17 protein-coding genes are annotated in these 18,403 nt (G+C 52.0%); 1 reads left to right on the top strand and 16 read right to left on the bottom strand.

The window, feature by feature from the left end; genetic code table 11:
* From BJU60_RS00475 to BJU60_RS00460, 4 genes are all read right to left on the bottom strand, one after another.
* The gene (locus tag BJU60_RS00475) at positions 1-903 is read right to left on the bottom strand and encodes a deoxyribonuclease IV (RefSeq protein WP_070327009.1); all 903 of its coding nucleotides are present in this window, start codon (positions 901-903) and stop codon (positions 1-3) included.
* Between the two features lie 85 nt (positions 904-988).
* The gene (locus tag BJU60_RS00470) at positions 989-2,332 is read right to left on the bottom strand and encodes a DEAD/DEAH box helicase (RefSeq protein ID WP_070327008.1); all 1,344 of its coding nucleotides are present in this window, start codon (positions 2,330-2,332) and stop codon (positions 989-991) included.
* 61 nt (positions 2,333-2,393) lie between these two features.
* The gene (locus BJU60_RS00465) at positions 2,394-3,329 is read right to left on the bottom strand and encodes a sugar ABC transporter substrate-binding protein (protein WP_070327007.1); all 936 of its coding nucleotides are present in this window, start codon (positions 3,327-3,329) and stop codon (positions 2,394-2,396) included.
* Positions 3,326-5,089 carry a sensor histidine kinase gene (locus BJU60_RS00460; RefSeq protein WP_070327006.1) on the bottom strand — a complete coding sequence of 588 codons (1,764 nt, stop codon included), beginning with the start codon at positions 5,087-5,089 and terminating at the stop codon, positions 3,326-3,328. The genes BJU60_RS00465 and BJU60_RS00460 overlap by 4 nt, the downstream gene beginning before the upstream one ends.
* 120 nt (positions 5,090-5,209) lie before the next feature.
* On the opposite strand from BJU60_RS00460, the gene BJU60_RS00455 reads away from it, so the two are divergent.
* Complete coding sequence (locus BJU60_RS00455; protein ID WP_070327005.1) at positions 5,210-6,163, top strand: 4-hydroxy-3-methylbut-2-enyl diphosphate reductase; 954 nt, start codon at positions 5,210-5,212, stop codon at positions 6,161-6,163.
* 47 nt (positions 6,164-6,210) lie between these two features.
* Here the strand turns inward: BJU60_RS00455 and BJU60_RS00450 are convergent, their stop codons facing one another.
* The 12 genes from BJU60_RS00450 to BJU60_RS00395 all read right to left on the bottom strand — a co-directional run bounded on the left by BJU60_RS00450 (position 6,211) and on the right by BJU60_RS00395 (position 18,393).
* The gene (locus BJU60_RS00450) at positions 6,211-7,323 is read right to left on the bottom strand and encodes a Nif3-like dinuclear metal center hexameric protein (protein ID WP_070327004.1); all 1,113 of its coding nucleotides are present in this window, start codon (positions 7,321-7,323) and stop codon (positions 6,211-6,213) included.
* Positions 7,323-8,039: a tRNA (adenine(22)-N(1))-methyltransferase gene (locus BJU60_RS00445; protein ID WP_070327003.1), complete on the bottom strand. Its 717-nt coding sequence runs from the start codon at positions 8,037-8,039 to the stop codon at positions 7,323-7,325. The genes BJU60_RS00450 and BJU60_RS00445 overlap by 1 nt, the downstream gene beginning before the upstream one ends.
* A 98-nt stretch (positions 8,040-8,137) precedes the next feature.
* Positions 8,138-8,476, bottom strand: coding sequence for a cytochrome c550 (cccA, locus tag BJU60_RS00440; protein WP_070327002.1), 339 nt, complete (start codon positions 8,474-8,476; stop codon positions 8,138-8,140).
* A gap of 132 nt (positions 8,477-8,608) precedes the next feature.
* The gene (gene rpoD, locus BJU60_RS00435) at positions 8,609-9,703 is read right to left on the bottom strand and encodes an RNA polymerase sigma factor RpoD (RefSeq protein WP_016508087.1); all 1,095 of its coding nucleotides are present in this window, start codon (positions 9,701-9,703) and stop codon (positions 8,609-8,611) included.
* Positions 9,704-9,738: 35 nt separating this feature from the next.
* On the bottom strand, positions 9,739-11,556 hold the full coding sequence (gene dnaG, locus BJU60_RS00430) for a DNA primase (protein ID WP_254281608.1): 1,818 nt from the start codon (positions 11,554-11,556) through the stop codon (positions 9,739-9,741).
* 110 nt (positions 11,557-11,666) lie between these two features.
* Positions 11,667-12,509: a pyruvate, water dikinase regulatory protein gene (locus tag BJU60_RS00425; RefSeq protein ID WP_070327897.1), complete on the bottom strand. Its 843-nt coding sequence runs from the start codon at positions 12,507-12,509 to the stop codon at positions 11,667-11,669.
* The gene (locus BJU60_RS00420) at positions 12,496-13,125 is read right to left on the bottom strand and encodes a helix-turn-helix transcriptional regulator (protein WP_070327000.1); all 630 of its coding nucleotides are present in this window, start codon (positions 13,123-13,125) and stop codon (positions 12,496-12,498) included. The genes BJU60_RS00425 and BJU60_RS00420 overlap by 14 nt, the downstream gene beginning before the upstream one ends.
* Positions 13,126-13,146: 21 nt before the next feature.
* Positions 13,147-15,201 (bottom strand): glycine--tRNA ligase subunit beta, encoded by a 2,055-nt coding sequence (gene glyS / locus BJU60_RS00415; RefSeq protein ID WP_070326999.1) that lies wholly within the window; start codon positions 15,199-15,201, stop codon positions 13,147-13,149.
* Positions 15,194-16,096, bottom strand: a complete 903-nt coding sequence (gene glyQ, locus BJU60_RS00410) for a glycine--tRNA ligase subunit alpha (RefSeq protein WP_016508054.1) — start codon at positions 16,094-16,096, stop codon at positions 15,194-15,196. The genes glyS and glyQ overlap by 8 nt, the downstream gene beginning before the upstream one ends.
* Before the next feature lie 280 nt (positions 16,097-16,376).
* Positions 16,377-17,126 (bottom strand): DNA repair protein RecO, encoded by a 750-nt coding sequence (gene recO / locus BJU60_RS00405; RefSeq protein ID WP_070326998.1) that lies wholly within the window; start codon positions 17,124-17,126, stop codon positions 16,377-16,379.
* Between the two features lie 3 nt (positions 17,127-17,129).
* Positions 17,130-18,038 carry a GTPase Era gene (gene era / locus BJU60_RS00400; RefSeq protein ID WP_070326997.1) on the bottom strand — a complete coding sequence of 303 codons (909 nt, stop codon included), beginning with the start codon at positions 18,036-18,038 and terminating at the stop codon, positions 17,130-17,132.
* Between the two features lie 34 nt (positions 18,039-18,072).
* Complete coding sequence (locus BJU60_RS00395; protein ID WP_255417716.1) at positions 18,073-18,393, bottom strand: diacylglycerol kinase family protein; 321 nt, start codon at positions 18,391-18,393, stop codon at positions 18,073-18,075.
* Positions 18,394-18,403: the final 10 nt, after the last annotated feature.

The following is an 18,403-nucleotide window of genomic DNA, read 5'->3' as shown; positions in this document are numbered from 1 at the left end:
TTATTGGTGCGCGAGCGCGAATCGTTCGCGCCATTCGGCGTCGAACGCGCCTAACCGGAACATGTCGATCTCTTGCTTATACGGCGCGACTTTCGTCTTCTCGCTGATCGGAATGTAAGGTGTTTCAAGAATTTTTGGCAAATGCGCGAACGCCTCATGATGGATGATTCGGTTCAACGTGTCAAAACCGATCTCTCCGTAGCCGATGTTTTCGTGGCGGTCTTTTCTCGCCCCGCGCACGTTTTTCGAATCGTTGACGTGGATGACGCCGAGTCGGTCGAGTCCGACGATGCGGTCAAACTCGGCAATCACGCCGTCTAAGTCCCCCACGAGGTCATACCCGGCGTCATGGACGTGGCACGTGTCGAAACAGACCGACAGCCGGTCGTTATGCGTCACTCCGTCGATGATCGTCGCGAGTTCTTCAAACGTCTTCCCGAGTTCGCTCCCTTTGCCTGCCATCGTCTCGAGGGCGATCTTCACCGTCTCGTCTCCGGTCAGCACTTCATTCAAGCCTTCGATGATGCGAGCGAGACCGACGTCTTCGCCGGCACCGACATGGGCGCCTGGGTGAAGGACGACGTGACGGGCGACTTGTAGCGCCTCGGCCCGCTTGATTTCAGCCGCCAAAAACGAGACCGCGAGTTCGAACGTCTCGGGTTTCGTCGTATTGCCCAGGTTGATGATGTATGGGGCGTGGACGACGATCTCCTCGATGTCATGCGCCGCCATGTGGACGAGCGCCGCTTCGATATTTAACTCCTCGATCGGTTTACGGCGCGTGTTTTGAGGCGCGCCCGTATAGACCATCATCGTCGTCGCACCGTACGAGACGGCTTCCTCACTGCCAGCGAGCAGCATCTTCTTACCTGAAACCGAAACGTGTGAACCAATTTTTAACATAGTCAACTCTCCTTCGCAATCTTCTGCCTTTAGTGTACACAAAAAGAAGAACCGACTCCACGAAGTCGATTCTTCTGTTTAGTGATTACCGTCTGTTCTTCTTACGGGTCTCACGACGTTCCGTGCGCTGTTGTTGCATATGCTCGCGCGAAGCCGTCTCTTTCAATTTATACTTGAACTTCTTCTTGTAGCCTGGTTTGACTTTCTTCTTCGCCTTCTTGATCTCACCGGCCATACGGCTGTGCGCCGTGTGCGATACTTTCATCTTACGGTCGGTCACGCGGCGTTTACGAGTCTTGATCTCTTGGAGCGTCCCGCCTTTGACATCGACATGTGTGAACGCGAAACCACGCTCTTCAAGTCGATTGATTGGGCCGTTCTCGTGATCTTCATACAGCGTATACGCTTCTCCGGTAGCACCGGCACGACCGGTCCGGCCGACACGGTGTGTGTAGAAGTCGAGATCTTTCGGGATACCGAAGTTGATGATGTGCGACACACCTTTAATATCAATCCCGCGGGCAGCCAAGTCGGTTGCGATCACGTATTGATATTTTGCGTCGTTGATGTCTTTGATCGCTTGCTTGCGTCGACGGGCTTGCATGTCGCCATGAAGCGTCCCGACGTTGAGGCCTGCCTCCTGGAACGACTTCTCGAGCTCATCCGCGTCTTGTTTCGTGTTCGTGAACACGAGGCAGACGAACGGATTGATCGCTTTGGCCACTTCGACCGTCAATTCTTTGCGGTCGCGGTGACGGACCGGGATGACGTGGTGCTTGATCTTCGGTGCGACGCGGTGCTCGGCACTCGCTTCCGCGTAGCGCGGGTCGTGAAGATATTTCTTCAAGAACGGCTCGAGCTTCTCTGGGATTGTCGCTGAGAAGACCATCGTTTGCAGTCTTTCCGGAAGCGACTGCGCGATGCGGTCCACTTCTGGCAAGAAGCCCATATCAAGCATTTGATCGGCTTCATCGACGACGAAATGTTTGACTTTATGCGGGAACAACGCCTGAACTTTCATCAAGTCGAGCAGACGGCCTGGCGTCCCGATGATCAACTGTGGTGGGTTTTTCATCTTGTCGATTTGACGTTCACGGTCAGTTCCGCCGACGATCAAACTCGTCTTAATATAGTCAGGCTGCTTCACGAGGAGTGTTTTCAACTCTTCGTGGATTTGCCAGGCGAGTTCGCGTGTCGGTGCGACAACGATCGCCTGGACTTCGTGTTCGCTCGGGTCGATCGATTCTAAAATAGGTAAGAGGAACGCGAGTGTCTTCCCGGTCCCGGTTTGTGATTTTCCAATGATGTCACGGCCATTCATCGCGGCTGGAATAATCCGTGCCTGAATGTCCGTTGGGTTAGTGATGCGCTTTTCTGTCAAGGCATCGACGATAAACGGTAACAATTTGAACTGTTGGAAGCTGTTCAATCGATACACCTCCTGTTTCTTTCCACTTTTCCTAGCATAGCGGAATCTAGTTATTTGTCAATTAATCTTTACCGAGTCCTTCATACAAGTAACTCGATGAATAGTAGTGCGCCGAGATTTTTTTACCGCTCAAATGCTGTTCGAGCGCTTTGAAACCGACTTCAATCATTTCGTTCGGGGATTGCACGACCGTCGCATCGACTTTCCCGCTATGAATCAACGGGTAAATCTCTGTCACACCGTCTACCGACACGATTGTCTTGTCATTTAGTCCCTTGCTCTCGAGCGCCCTCACGACCCCGAACGTGTTGTCGTCGTTATGGGAAAACACGGCGTCGAACGGGATGTCTTCCTCGAGCCAACGCGACATCTCGATCTCGGCTTGGAACGGATCGTAGTTACCCGTGAGCGAGGCCACGACCTCGAGGTCGTCATGGGCTTTATCGTACTCGGTCAACCCAAGGCTACGGTCGATGGTCGAGCGGACTTTTGCCGTTCCCCGCACTTCGACGACACGGATCGGCCGACCGAGTGCGGTATGTTGGGCGGCAATATGGTTGGCGGCCATCCGCCCGATTTCAACGTTATCGGACACGACGGACGTGAGCACGCTATCGTGGTCGATCATCCGGTCGATCGCGATAATCGGGATCCCTTTGTCTCTCGCCTTTGCGAGCGATGACTGTATGAACGTCTCGTCAAGCGTCGTCACGAAGATGGCTTTGACACCGCGCTCGATCAAAGAATTCAATTTCTCTTTTTCTAAGACACGTGAATCTTCACTTGTCGTCGGAATCGGAATGAACCCTTTTTGATTGGCCGTTCGTACAAAGGCGGCTAACAACTTATTGGCGTGTTCGTGTTTTTCACTGACGAACACGAAGCCGACCTCATTGTTCGTCGTCACGCGTTCCGGCAACTGGATCGACGTGATCAATAAAATCGTCATGGCCCAGACGACGGGAATCCAAAGCCAGTAATAGCGGAAGCCTTTCATACGTCTGTCCGCCTTGGGATTTTAATCATCATCGCCGTACCTTCTCCTTCAACGCTCTCGATCTCCATTTGACCGTTTACGGCTTTTAAAGATTCTCGAATCATGTACAGCCCTAGCCCGTTGCCGTTCTCTTTCGTCGTATAGAACGCCGACCCGACCGTGTTCACTTGATCTTTCGTCATCCCGATCCCGTTATCCTCAATCAAGAACCGATAATCCCGCTCCGTGAAGAGGACCGTGACCGTGACGCTACCGTCCGCCCCTTTTGAATCGACGGCTTCGACGGCGTTTTTAAACAAGTTGTAGATGGTTTGGACGAGCATGTCGCTCGAACAGTAGAACGGCGGCATCTCGTTCGGAACAATCAGTTCCCACTTCGTCACCCGTTTATAACATTCGGCGTCGAGTAAGAACTCGAGCCGACTCGCAAATTCGGTCATGTCGAGCCACTCTTCTTGAAGCTTGGATTGATCTGGTTTGGCGAGCGTGAGCATCGTCGTAATCAAATGGTTAGCCCGATTGAGCTCGGACAGTGCAAGGTCGAGCATTTCTTCACTACCATGACCTTCTTTCGCCATCTGCAAGGTGATTTGGACAGGTGTGAGCGGGTTACGGATCTCGTGAGCGATCCCGGCCGCGAGTTGACCGAGCGAGGCGAGCTTCTCTTGTTGGAGCAAGAGCTGTTGTTGGCTCAACTGCTCACGTCGAGCCGTCTCCATCCGGTTCGAGTAGTCGTTATACGTATCGAGGAGCGTCTGGACTTCCTTTGAACCGGTCCGTTCGAGTAAAATCGGTTCGAGTGACTGTTGTTTCTTGATGTTTTGAACGAGTTCGAGCAGCGGGCTCGTCAATGTCTTCGAGAGAAGGAGACCGACTAAAATACTTAAGAAGAAAGTGACGAGCGTAATCATCAAATATTGCCAGCGTGTATCGTAGACCGCCTCATAAACCGAATCCGTGCTATGCTTGGCCAATACGCTCCATCCGTTCACTCGAGCGTCCGGTTCGAACATGATGACGTCGTCTTCGGTACTTAAAATCGTCCGAACGTCATACTCATCCGTCGTTTCGACGATTGAGCGTGACAACCTTCGCTCCGCATCCGTGACGAGGTTAAACGATGTCGATAACACTTCTCCCCGCTCATTTAAGAGGTAGAGAATCATATCATCGTTCGTGGATTCGAGCATGCGCCGATAGAGGTCCGAGTTAAGCACACTGATGCTTCCACCAAACATGCCAATCGGTCGGTTGTCCTCGATGACGGGTACGTAAAGATACGTGCCGGCATCACCAGAAATCGATACAGGGTCACTCATGAATAAATCGTCGCCGTTCGAAGTGATGACTTCTTTAAATTTCGGATCAGCCTTTAACGTCATCGCGGGGACTTGCCGTTGCGAATACCAAGTGAATTCATCTTCTCGTAAATCATAGTAAAAGATCGAAGTGAAACTCGTTCGTTGGTTCAAGTAACCCGTCCGAATCCGCTCTTCAATCAAAGGTTCGTTTCCAACATAAGCACCAAGGTAGACGAGGTCTTCATACAATTTCCCAAGCCTTGTCTCGAGGTTCTCGATACTCCCATCAATCGCATAGTCAAATTGTTCTTTCGCCAATTCTTCCGCGCGGGACACCGTCACGCGATCGGCAGAGAAAGCTAGTGATGAGATGACGAGTCCAAGAATGATAAAGATAATAAATGTGATTTGAAAGAAGTACGATTTTCGAACTTCAAGCAATGTTCTCAAGCGTTCCACGGTGTCCCTCCTTTCTAACCTTAAGATTATAGCATGAATACACGCAATTCTTTTCGTATTTTCGAAACAATGTTAGACTAATACGTAGGAAAGCATCGCGAAAGGAGCGTTCATCACGAAATGAAAGTTAAAAAAATTAGCCCACGCGGATACTGCTATGGCGTCGTCGATGCCATGAAATTAGCGAATGAAGCCGTGGCCAACCCAGATTTACCACGGCCTATCCATATACTCGGTATGATCGTCCATAACCGTCACGTCACCCAAGCGTTTGAAGACTTAGGCGTCAAGACCGTAGACGGTGAGGATCGGATGCAAGCAGTTGAAACAATCGACAAAGGGACCGTCGTGTTTACGGCCCACGGCATCTCCCCGCTCGTTCGGAAGCGTGCCATCGAAAAAGGACTGACGATTGTCGATGCGTCTTGTCCTGACGTTCTCGTCACGCACGATTTAATTCGTGAGAAGACAGCGGCCGGCTACGAAGTCATCTATATCGGCAAGCACGGTCACCCCGAACCTGAAGGCGCGATGGGAGTCGCCCCTGGAAAAGTCCATCTCGTCCAGTACGAGAGCGATTTTGAGGCGTTGCCAGATCATTTGTTAGACGCAAACATTCTCGTCACGAACCAGACGACAATGAGCCAATGGGACGTTTCGGCATTGATCGACCTCATTCAAGAACGCTATCCTCACGTCGAGGTGCACAACGAGATTTGTAACGCGACACAAGTTCGTCAGGAAGCCGTGGCCGAACAGGCCGGCGACTGCGACTTGCTCATCGTCGTCGGTGATCCGAAATCGAACAACTCGAACCGCCTCGCCCAAGTCTCTAAAGAGATTGCCGGGACGAATGCCTATCGCATCGGTGATTTGAGTGAGCTCGATCTCAATTGGCTTCAAGACGTCGAAACGGTCGCGGTCACATCGGGCGCGTCGACACCGACGCCGATCACGAAAAAAGTCATCGACTTTTTGACGCAGTACGACCGTGATGACTTGAGCACACACGACAAGACACCTTATCTCGAACTGCGAAACATTTTGCCGAGAGTGAAGGCGCTTCGCAAATGACAAGCAACCCCCGTCCTCATGCATGAGGGCGGGGGTTGTGTTCGGTTTCAGCGGAACTTAAAAGGGTTCGTGTTCGTAGCGGAAACGAGGAGCTCGACCTCGAGTTTTGCTGCCGTGAACTTCTGTTGCAAGACGTCGACGACGCCTTGTTTCATCACGCTCTCGACGTGATGACCCGGGTCGACCACGGCGAGCCCGAGCGCCATCGCGTCGTGGGCGACATGGAAATATAAGTCACCGGTCACGTAGGCGTCGGCTCCCTTGAAGTGCGCGGCCGAGACGTACTTGTTGCCGTCACCACCGAGCACGGCCACTTTTTTGATCGTTCGGTCCAAATCGCCGACGACCCGCACCGCTTCGACACCAAAGCTTGCTTTGACATGTTCTGAAAATTCAGCGAGCGTCAGCGGCTTGTCGAGTCGACCGATGCGGCCGAGACCTAGGACAGGCCCTGTAATCTCATCCCGAATCAAGTCATGAGCGACCTCTTCGTAAGGGTGGGCGTCAAGCATGGCTTTTAACACCCGCTTCTTCTTACTTTCAGTAACGATTGTCTCGATCTTCACTTCATCGACTTGCTCCGTTTTCCCGATTTGTCCGAGGTACGGGTCGGCCAAGTCGAGCGGGGTGAACTGCCCTTTCCCTGTGACCGTGAATTGGCAATCACCGTAATTCCCAATCCGACCGGCTCCGGCCTTGCCTAACGCTTTAGACACGGCGGACTGATGTGTCTCCGGGACGAAGACCGACAATTTATATACCGGCTCTTCATACGTCGGGACGAGCACTTCGGTCTCACGTAATCCGAGTGCCTCGCTCATCCAGTCGTTGACCCCGCCCTCACAGACGTCTAAATTCGTATGGGCGACGTAGACGGCGATATCGTTTTTCAGACATTTCATAACGATTCGACCGGCGGCGTTGCGATCGGTCACTTGGGTGAGCGCACTAAAGATCGGCGGATGATGCGCGATAATCAAGTCCACCTCTTGTTCGATGGCTTCGTCGACGACCGATTCGAGCACGTCGAGCGTGACCATGACCCGATTCACTTGTTTATTCAGCGTACCGATCTGTAGGCCGATCTTGTCGCCTTCGACCGCGAGATGTTTCGGTGCGAACTCTTCAAACAGTTGGATGATATGATTTCCGTTTGCCATCACTGACTCACCTCTCTCATTTTGTCGCGTAACGTTTTGAACTCCTCCTGCTTCCGGACGAGCGCCTCGGTCTGGGCGCCTGCGGCCATTTGACCGAGCACGTAATCCAATTTGTCCGCTTCCCGGCCCCACTTCAATTTGAACGGTTCAGGACGAGTCTTCAGCAACTCCGGCCCGAACATAAGCTGCCACGTCCGCTCCGCCTCGTCCGCACTGTAACGCGTTTCTGTGCCCCGCTCCCCGACAAGAATCTCATATATTTTATCGTTCTCCTCGACAATCGTTTCCGTGACGAGCGTAAAACCTGATACAAGCAACCATTCCCGAACTTGCTGTCCATCGACGTTCGGTTGCAGCACGAGTCGTTCGACCGCGCCTAGCTTATCCCGTCCGTTCTCTAAGATCGATCGGATCAAGCTTCCGCCCATCCCGCAGATCGAGATACATGTCGCCTCGTCTTCATTCAGGACCGCCAATCCGTCACCGAGCCGGACGTCAATCTTGCTCGATGCGCCGATCAATTCGACTTGGGCTTTGGCCGCTTCCATCGGACCTTGATTCACTTCTCCGGCGATGGCTCGGTCGATGATTCCTTGCTGTACGAGATAACACGGGACGTAAGCGTGGTCGGAACCGATATCGGCTAAAATGCTTCCAGCTGGTATAAAATCGACGACTCGTTTCAGTCGCCGGTCTAACGTGACTTGTTCTTGCATGGGGACAACTCCTTTTGTCTACTACTTCTTCTTTAGGGTAACGAAATATTCTTGTCCGGACAACAAAAAACGTACCCCAGAAGGAGTACGCCTCACCCTTATTGTTCGATCAACCATGTCGCGAGCACGTCGGCTTCTTCAGCAGACGCGAGACCGGCCGGCATTGTACCTTGACCGTTGACGATGATGTTCGCGATCTCTTCAGCAGACAAACGTTCTCCGACTCCAGTCAACGCCGGACCGACGCCACCTTCAAGATTTCCGCCGTGGCAACCTGTGCAGCCTTTAGCAGCGTACAAGTCTTCCGGGTTCATCTCGGTGACGGCTGGACCTTCAGCGGCTTGTTGCGCTTGGTTTACGCCAAAATACGATAATGAGACCATAGCGATGATTGCGACGATCGCAATCGCTGCAAACGGTAACAATGGATTACGCATTGTATTTCCCCCTCATGTTCTTTCCAAATTTCTACCCATCACTATTTTACTCAAAAAACAATAAAGAAGGAAGGAAAATCACTCATTTTCCTTCCTTTCTTCTAAAACTTCACATTTTATTCAAAAACACGATTAATCGAGGAAGTCTTTCAAGCGTTTCGAGCGACTCGGGTGACGTAGCTTCCGTAACGCCTTCGCTTCGATTTGACGGATCCGCTCACGCGTGACCCCGAACACTTTACCGACTTCTTCGAGCGTGCGCGTCCGACCGTCATCAAGCCCGAAGCGGAGACGGAGTACGTTCTCTTCCCGGTCTGTCAACGTATCGAGCACGTCTTCGAGTTGTTCTTTGAGCAGCTCATAGGCTGCTGCGTCTTGAGGTGCCATCGCATCTTGGTCTTCAATGAAGTCACCGAGGTGCGAATCGTCCTCTTCACCAATTGGTGTTTCAAGCGACACCGGTTCTTGCGCGATTTTTAAAATCTCACGAACTTTCTCAGGCGTCAATTCCATTTCCTTGGCAATCTCTTCAGGAGCAGGCTCGCGCCCGAGGTCTTGCAGCAATTGACGTTGAACACGGATCAATTTGTTGATCGTTTCGACCATATGGACCGGAATCCGGATCGTCCGGGCTTGGTCGGCGATGGCACGTGTGATCGCTTGACGAATCCACCACGTCGCATACGTCGAGAACTTGAACCCTTTCATGTAGTCGAACTTCTCGACTGCCTTGATCAGACCCATGTTCCCTTCTTGGATCAAGTCAAGGAACAACATGCCGCGACCGACATAACGTTTCGCGATCGAGACGACGAGACGAAGGTTGGCTTCAGCGAGACGTTTTTTCGCCTCGTCATCGCCTTGCTCGATTCGCTTCGCGAGTTCGGTCTCGTCTTTGGCACTCAACAGATCGACACGGCCGATCTCTTTCAAGTACATCCGGACCGGGTCGTTGATTTTAATTCCTGGCGGGACAGCCAGATCATTCAAGTCGACCTCTTCGTCTTCTTTTTTCGTAGGAGTTTCCTCGGCATCGGCCGCATCTTCTGTGACGCGGATGTCTTTGCCTTCTAAATCTTCAATGAAGTTATCGATAAAATCTGAATCGACCTCAAAATGGCTGAGGCGATCCTGGATCGCTTGCATCGATACGACACCCTTCTTTTTCCCCAACTTTTCAAGTTCGTCTATGGCGTTAAATAAATCCTCTTTTTTCTTCTCTGCCATCTAGCAGTTCAACTCCTTCCAAACTTCCTTCACGTTCATCGTTCACGTAAGCGGCGACTCCGGGTAATCAATTCTTGTAGCTTCGATGCCTGGTCTACTATACTTTCGGCATCCTGCCCGATTTCCCTTTTTGCTCGCTCGATTTGACGCTGTTCCTCATAACTGTTTATCACCTTAATGTATTCATCTAAAACCTCTTCAGTCAGATCATCAGGCGCTGACATGAGGCGAATCTCTGCATAGCGGTTGGCATAGTCAGGACGTTGGTCGCAGTGACGCTCCATAAAAGGCGGCATGACCTGCTCAAACTCTTCAAGCGTCATGTCTTCTGAAACGATCTCATAAAACGCCGTCGCCAACATGCGATGAATCTCATCTTGATAAGCTAGGCCGAGTCGGTCGCGGACGAAGCGAACCCGTTCCGGCCCACTGAGCATCGCCCGTAACAGTAATTTTTCAGCCTTCACAAAACGTGGTTCATTCGCTTTACTCGATCGTTTACGGATTGGTTCTGGTTCACGAACCGCTGGTGATGCCTGCACTTGGCTCGACACCGGTCGCGGCATTCGATTCGCTAGCGTTTCGACAGGAATGTCAAACTCATTCGCCAATTTTTTTAAATATAAATCGCGGCGAATCGAGTTGTCCGTCTTGCTGATTTCCCCAAGCATCGCTTCAATAAACCGAATCCGTTCTCCTTCTCGATTCATATTTTTTCCGCGCCGAAGCGTCCGGTTCATGAAATCGAGGACAGATAAGCGTTCCGATTCGACAAAACGTTGCCATTGCTCCCGACCGTTCGTCCGAATATAATCATCCGGGTCCGTCTTCTCCGGCAACATGAGCACTTGGACGTCGAGCGGATACGCCTCGAGCATGCGAACGACTTTTAGCGTCGCCTCTTGTCCGGCATGGTCTCCGTCGTAACAAATCACGACTTCATCGACCATCCGTGACAACGCCCGGGCATGCTGCGATGAAAATGCCGTCCCGAGTGAAGCGACGACCTCGGCCGTCCCGGCTTGGGCGACTTGGAGGACATCGACGTTCCCTTCGACAAGGAGCACCCGTTTTTGTTTCCGCATCGATGCACGTGCTTGTGAAAATCCAAATAACAACTCACTCTTGTTAAAGAGTGGTGTCTCCGCCGTATTTACATACTTGGGCTGTCTGTCGTCAATCGCACGGCCGCTAAATCCGACGATCGTGCCGTCTCGATCCGCAATCGGAAAGACGACTCTTCCTTCGAACCGGTCAAAATATTCACCGGATCTAGATTTAGAAATAAGTCCTGCTTCGACCATGACTTCTAAGTCGAACCCTCTTCGCTCGAGTGAATCGACGGTGAAGCGGCGTTGATCAGGGGCGTATCCGATTTTGTATTGCCCGATCGTCGCCTCAGCCAAACCGCGTTCACGTAAATACGTCAAGCCGATTTCTCCGGCCTCGGTTTTCATCAATACCTCGTGATACAGGTCGGCGATGATCCGATGAGCATCACGCATTTGTTTGCGAACGACTTGATCGCGTGTCAACTCTTCGTCACCGGCCACCCCTTCTACAGCGATGTTTGCCCGTGTCGCTAAGCGCTCAATCGTTTCCGGGAAGGACAACCCTTCCGTTTCCATGACGAACGTAAAGACGTTCCCACCAGCACCGCAACCGAAACAATGGTACATGCCTTTTTCAGGCGATACGGAAAAAGAAGGACTATTTTCCGAGTGGAACGGACAAAGTCCGACAAGACGGTGGCCTTGTTTTTTCAATTCAACGCGTTCACTGATCAAGTCCACGATATCCGTGGCTTGTTTCACTTCCGCAATGACTTCATCCGGTATACGTGGCAACTCCACCACTCCCTATCCAATCTCGCAACGAAACGGAACGCTCACCACGTTCCGTTTCACTATCGTGTCAATACTCTATTATACCGTTAACACGCGTCGATTACTAATGCGAGCGCTCAGTCATCTTTTGACAGTTCAAGCTGACGTAAGATGATTCCTGCCGTCTCTTCGACCGCCTTATTCGTCACATCGATGACCTCGCAACCGATTCGTTCGTATATCCCTCGCGCGTACTCGAGTTCCCGATTGATTCGCTCGAGTTGGGCGTAATCCGCTTCCGGTTTTAGACCGAGCGATTTCAAACGCTCCATTCGAATCGAGATCAACTTATCCGGCGAAATGATCAAGCCGACACACTTATCCGGTGACACCTCAAACAGTTCTTCCGGCGGACGCGACTCCGGCACGAGCGGGACGTTAGCGACTTTATAACGTTTTAGCGCCAAATATTGTGACAGCGGCGTCTTCGATGTGCGAGACACACCGACGAGGACGATATCGGCCTTTTTCAAGCCACGCGGATCACGTCCGTCGTCATATTTGACGGCAAACTCCATCGCCTCGATTTTACGGAAGTAATCCTCGTCTAGACGATAGATCAGACCCGGCTTCTCACGCGGGCTCTCCCCGAGTTTTCCCGAGAGCACGTCTAGGAGGTCGCCGAGCAGGTCGATCGTTTTGACGTCATACGTTTTACCGAGCGACACGAGCAGTGAGCGATGTTCTTCATTAACGAGCGTGAAGGCGATCACCGCTCCTTGTGCTCTAGCCTGCGTGACGACATCATGAATCGTCTGTTCGTCTTCGACGAAAGGAATCCGGAGTGTCTCGATCGCATTCTCATGGAATTGGATGCTCGCCGCCCGGACGACGAGCTCACACGTTTCTCCGACAGAGTCACTCACGACAAATACGAGTTGTTTGTTTGTCAAACCAATTTCCTCCTCAGAACGATTCATCGTTGGCAAGTGCAATCAACACCTTGGTCATGTTCGTCTTTGTCATTCGGCCGAGCACGATGAGCGAACCATCCTTCTCTTCGACGACTGGCATGGCGTCAATCTGTTTCTCAATCAACTTCATCCCGGCCCGAATGAGCGTCTCACCTTTTTCACAAACGGTAATATTCGGCATCCGCGTCATAATGACGTTGACAGGCAATTGGTCGAGGTCCTGATTGCCGATGGCGGCCCGCAGTAAATCTTTGCGGGACAACACCCCGACAAGCTCATTGTCTTTTCCGACGACGAACAACGACCCGACGTCTTCTAAGAACAACGTGACGACCGCATCATACACGGTCATTTCATTGCTGACGACTTTCGCGGACGACATGAAATCACCAACGGTCAGCGAATCGAGTTTTTCGCGGAGCAGCGATGAATTTCGCTTGCCGACGAACGTGTAGCCGACGCGTGGTCTTGCTTCTAATATTCCAGTCATCGTCAAAATAGCAAGATCAGGGCGGAGCGTGGCACGGGTGAGCGATAACTCTTGAGCAATCTGCTCTCCCGTGATCGGTCCGTTCACTCTCACAATCTCAACAATCTTCTGTTGGCGTTCATTCAGCTGCATAGCCAACCCCCTCTAGTTTGATCAGAGTACGAGCGCGCTGAAGTCAGCAACACGCTCGATCGTCGTAGCGAGTCGCTTCATCTCACTGAGACGATTATGGCGAATCGTTTCTACGTCGCTCATGACCATCGTATTTTCAAAATAAGCACTTATCGGTTGTTCAAGCGCTCGAAGTGATGTGATGGCACGCGTGTAGTCGCCCACTTCGACCGCTTCATGTGTCTCGGGCAATGTTGATTCGACCGCGGCGTGAAGGGCTTTCTCTTCAGCATTCTCAAACAAGGCCGGATCCACTAATCCTGGTTCGCCTTTTTTAGCGATATTGACGACGCGCGTCAACTGCTCGATCAACTGTTTCGCCTCGTCTGACAGCATGTTTTGAACCGCCTCCGCGCGAGCGTCGAGCTGTTCGACAGTCAGACCAGTCGTGAGAACGGCATCAATCACATCGTATCGTACTTGTCTCTCTTGCAGACGATACTTCAAGCGGAGCATAAAGAAGTCGTTAAGTTGCGCCTTGACTTGTTCTTTATCGGCATCGTAAAGTCCTGCTTCCACCTGAGATTCGACAACTTGTGAAAGTAATTTGTCGACTGGTAGATCGACGTGCCAATCTCCAAAAATTTGAACGACTCCTTGCGCTTGGCGGCGAAGGGCGAACGGATCTTGTGAACCGCTTGGAATCATGCCGACCCCGAAGAACGCAGCAATCGAATCGAGTTTATCCGCGAGTGCGAGCGCGGCCCCCGTCGGCGTGGCCGGTGATGCGTCTCCGGCGAAGCGTGGCATATAGTGCTCACGGATCGCGGCCGCAACTTCTTTGTCCTCACCTTGCTGGAGTGCATACTTTTCTCCCATCACGCCTTGAAGCTCGGTAAATTCGTAAACCATCTGGCTAACGAGGTCGAATTTATGAATCTTTCCAGCGCGTTCGACTTTTTGAGCATCGGCACTGAACAGTGGAGCGAGCGTGAGCGCGAGTTGTTGGACGCGACGAACTTTCGCGCCTGTCGTTCCGAGCTTCTCATGGAAGACGATGCGGTCGAGACGGTCGAGCTGGTCGTCGATCTTCGTCTTTTTATCTTCCTCATAGAAGAAGACGGCATCGGCGAGTCGTGCCCGGATGACTTTCTCGTTCCCTTTGGCAACGTTTTGCAGATGGTCTGCGTTACCGTTACGAACCGTCACAAAATAGTGTTGGAGCGTGTCACCGACATAGACCGGGAAATAGCGCTGATGCTCTTTCATCGTCGTGATCAACACTTCTTCCGGAAGGTCGAGGTAGCTCGCATCAAACTCACCGAACAGGGCTGTCGGCCACTCGACGAGGTTCGTCACTTCTTCAAGCAGCGATGCGTCAAGTGGCACCGTCCATCCTTGCTCGTTCGCCAATTGTTCGATTTGACGCTCGATGCGTTCGCGACGGTCGTCGTACGATGCGACGACAAACTCTTGTTCGAGCGTGGCCGCATAGCGGTCAGGTGATGAGATCGTCACGTCGCCTTTACTTAAGAAGCGATGTCCGCGTGTCACATTACCTGTTTTGACGCCCTCGATCTCGAAATCGATCTGTTCTGTCCCAAACATGGCGACTAACCAACGGATCGGACGCATGTAACGGAGGCTGCTCGTACCCCATTTCATATTTTTCGGGAACGTCATGCCGCGGACGACGTCTTCAAGGCCGCCAAGTAATGAAGCCGTCGGCTGACCTGACTCGTGACGATTTGCGAAGACGTATTCGACCCCTTTTTCTTCCGCGAAGTAAAGGTCGTCGACTGACAATCCGCGTCCACGCGCAAATCCTGCTGCCGCTTTCGACCAGTTTCCGTCTGCATCTTGCGCAATCTTTTTAGCTGGTCCCCGGAGCGTCTCCGTCAAATCTTGTTGACTCTCCTCGACGTCACGGACGAGTACAGCGAGACGACGTGGTGTCGAATAGACCGTGACAGCTCCGAAGTTGACGCGAGCGTCCGACAAGAACGCCGCCACGCGCTCTCCTAACTGTTTCTCCGAGCGGAGCACGTATTGGGCTGGTAGTTCTTCAAGTCCGATTTCTAGTAAAAGGTCACGCATCCAAGGCACCTGCTTTCTCTTGATTAAGGAGTGGGAAGCCGAGGCGTTCCCGTTCTTCGATAAATTTGGCCGCACATGCCCGCGACATGTTGCGGACACGTTGGATGAAACCGGTCCGTTCCGTCACCGAGATCGCGCCTTTCGCATCGAGCAGGTTGAACGTGTGCGAGCATTTTAAGATGTAATCGTACGCCGGGAAGACGAGGTTTTCCTCGAGCGCCCGCTTCGCTTCTTTCTCATACGTGTCGAACAACGTGAACAACATATCGACGTCTGACAGCTCGAACGTGTACTTCGAGTGTTCAAACTCTGGCTGATAGAAAATATCGCCATACTTGAAACCGTCTGTCCAGACGAGGTCGAACACGCTCTCGACTTCTTGAATATATGACGCGAGACGTTCGAGGCCGTACGTGATCTCGACGGCGATCGGGTCGCACTCGATCCCGCCGACTTGTTGGAAGTATGTGAACTGGGTGATTTCCATCCCGTTCAACCATACTTCCCAACCGAGTCCGGCCGCACCGAACGTCGGGTTTTCCCAGTTGTCCTCGACGAAGCGAATATCGTGTTCGAGCGGGTTGATGCCGATGAGCTCCAAACTCTCCAAATAGAGTTCTTGAATGTTGTTTGGGGACGGCTTCATGATGACTTGGAATTGGTGATGTTGATACAGACGGTTCGGGTTTTCCCCGTATCGACCGTCAGCCGGACGGCGTGACGGCTCCGTATAACAAACGTTCCAAGGCTCTGGTCCGAGACTCCGTAAAAACGTCATCGGGTTCATCGTTCCGGCCCCTTTTTCTACGTCATACGCTTGCATCGTCAGGCAGTTTTTCGACGCCCAAAAATTTTGCAACGTGAGAATGATTTCTTGCACCGTTTTGTGCTTCATATGTGACACCTCCAAAAGTATTGAAACGACAAAAAACGCCCCTATGTGCCATGCACATAGGGACGGGATTACCCGCGGTTCCACCCTACTTGCCTCGGTATCGAGGCCACTCTTTGGATTGGGGCGCTCCGGAATCGCCATTCGCTCTCTTCATGGCGTTCGGCTCTCACCTTCCCGAACTCGCTTTACCCATGATTTAAGAACTACTCATTTTCCTTCACAGCGCACGCTATTTCATTTGTCTAATCGTAGATTATGGTATCGAACCTTGCATGAATTGTCAATCATCGTTCAAGTAAAGTCGCTGCATCTGATCGAGGACCCGTTTCGTCTTGAGGTTCAATCCGCTGTAAGAGTCCATATAGGCATCAAACAGTTGCCGTAACAGGAGACGTGTCTCCTTCGTCAACGGGACGTTACTAAACTCTGACAGCTCATGCCGGCTCAACAAGTAAAGTAACTTCGCCAGCCGCTCACTCATCTGAATCGACCCTGTTTCTTGGTGACGCGAACAGAGAAACCCGCCCGACGTCACGGAAAAGAACATCGGGTCGGTCACATCGTTGCACCGGACACAACCGGTCAAGACCGGGGCGACACCGAGCAGATACATAATTCTGAGCTCGAAATGATGGGTGATGATCTCTGGGTCCATTCCAGCGTTCAGCGCTTGGAGCGCGTCATTCAAAATTCGGTATAACGGCCGGTTCGGGACTCGATCTTCGACAGTTTTATCGACGAGTTCGAGCAAGTACACGGCATACGCCATCCGCTCGACATCTTTTCGCACTTCCGGGTATGACGTGATCACGTCAGACGACTTGAGTTGACCGAGACCACGGCTCGCCGGAAAGATATAAACGGCTTCGACGAACGGTTGGCTCGATGCGTGCAGCCGGCTCCCCGGCTTTTTCGCACCCCGTGCCATGACGGCGACTTTCCCGAGCTCTTCTGTGAAGATTGTCACGACTTTGTTGGATTCACCATAATTGACGGTCCGAATGACGATGCCCGTGACTTTTTGTAACATGGCTCAATACTCGTCGTCGCGGAAACCGAGGTCACGGAGTTGGCCCATCTTATTGCGCCAATCTTTTTGGACTTTCACCCATAAGTTTAAATAGACTTTCGTACCGAGCAAGAGCTCGATGTCATGACGCGCTTCCGTCCCGACCTGACGGAGCATCGCACCTTTCTTGCCGATGACGATTCCTTTTTGCGAGTCACGCTCGACCATGATGACGGCTTCGACGTCGACCATGTCCGAGTTGTCTCGTTTCTTGATCGATTCGATGTTGACCGCGATCGAATGCGGGATCTCATCGCGCGTGTTATGGAGCACTTTCTCGCGAATCAGTTCCGAGATGATGAAGCGCTCCGGGTGATCCGTCACTTGATCGGCCGGATAGTACATCGGCCCTTCAGGCAGCAGCTTCTTGATCTCACCGATGAGCGGTTCGACGTTATTGCCTTGCAAGGCTGAAATCGGAACGTACGCCGCGAAATCAAGTTGATTCGTATACTGTTCGATGACAGCGGGGATCTCGTCCGGGTGAATCAAATCGATTTTGTTCATCACAAGGATGATCGGTGTGTCGAGTCCTTTCAACTTCTCGATGATGAACTCGTCACCGGCACCGCGCGGCTCTGTGACATTGACCATGAACAAAATCGCGTCGACTTCGCGCAACGCGTTCGTCGCCACTTTCATCATGAAGTCACCGAGACGGTGCTTCGGTTTATGGATCCCTGGCGTGTCGATGAAGATGATTTGCGTGTCGTCTGTCGTATAGACACCTTGGACCTTGTTACGTGTCGTCTGGGGTTTGTCTGACATGATGGCGATCTTTTGACCGATGACCCGGTTCAAGAACGTCGATTTCCCGACGTTCGGACGTCCGATAATTGAAACAAAACCTGATTTAAAACCTTCTTGATACATAGTGCACCTGCTTTCTAAATTTCCAATACATTGATTATAAAGCGAATAAATACGGTCCGAAAATGACGAGCGCTGTTACGGCTGCTCCGCCCGAAGCGACGAGGACCGAGCCCGCCGCGACGTCTTTCGCTTGTTTGGCGAGCGGCTCGATATCTTTCGTCACGAGATCGACCGTCCGTTCGACGGCCGTGTTCATCAATTCGAGAGCGATGACAAGCACGACCCAACCGAACAAGATGAGGTTTTCAAGCGTTGTCGTCGGGAGCCACCAACAGAACAATCCGACGAGCAAGCTTGCAATGAGGTGAATCAGCATGTTCCGTTCGGTTCGCACTGCGTGCACGATCCCGTGCACCGCAAACCAG

It is taken from the genome of Exiguobacterium aurantiacum (assembly GCF_001766415.1).
GTDB classification, from domain to species: Bacteria; Bacillota; Bacilli; order Exiguobacteriales; family Exiguobacteriaceae; genus Exiguobacterium; species Exiguobacterium aurantiacum_A.
Note: the sequence above shows the minus strand (reverse complement) of the source record. Positions and strands in the feature narration are given on the sequence as shown.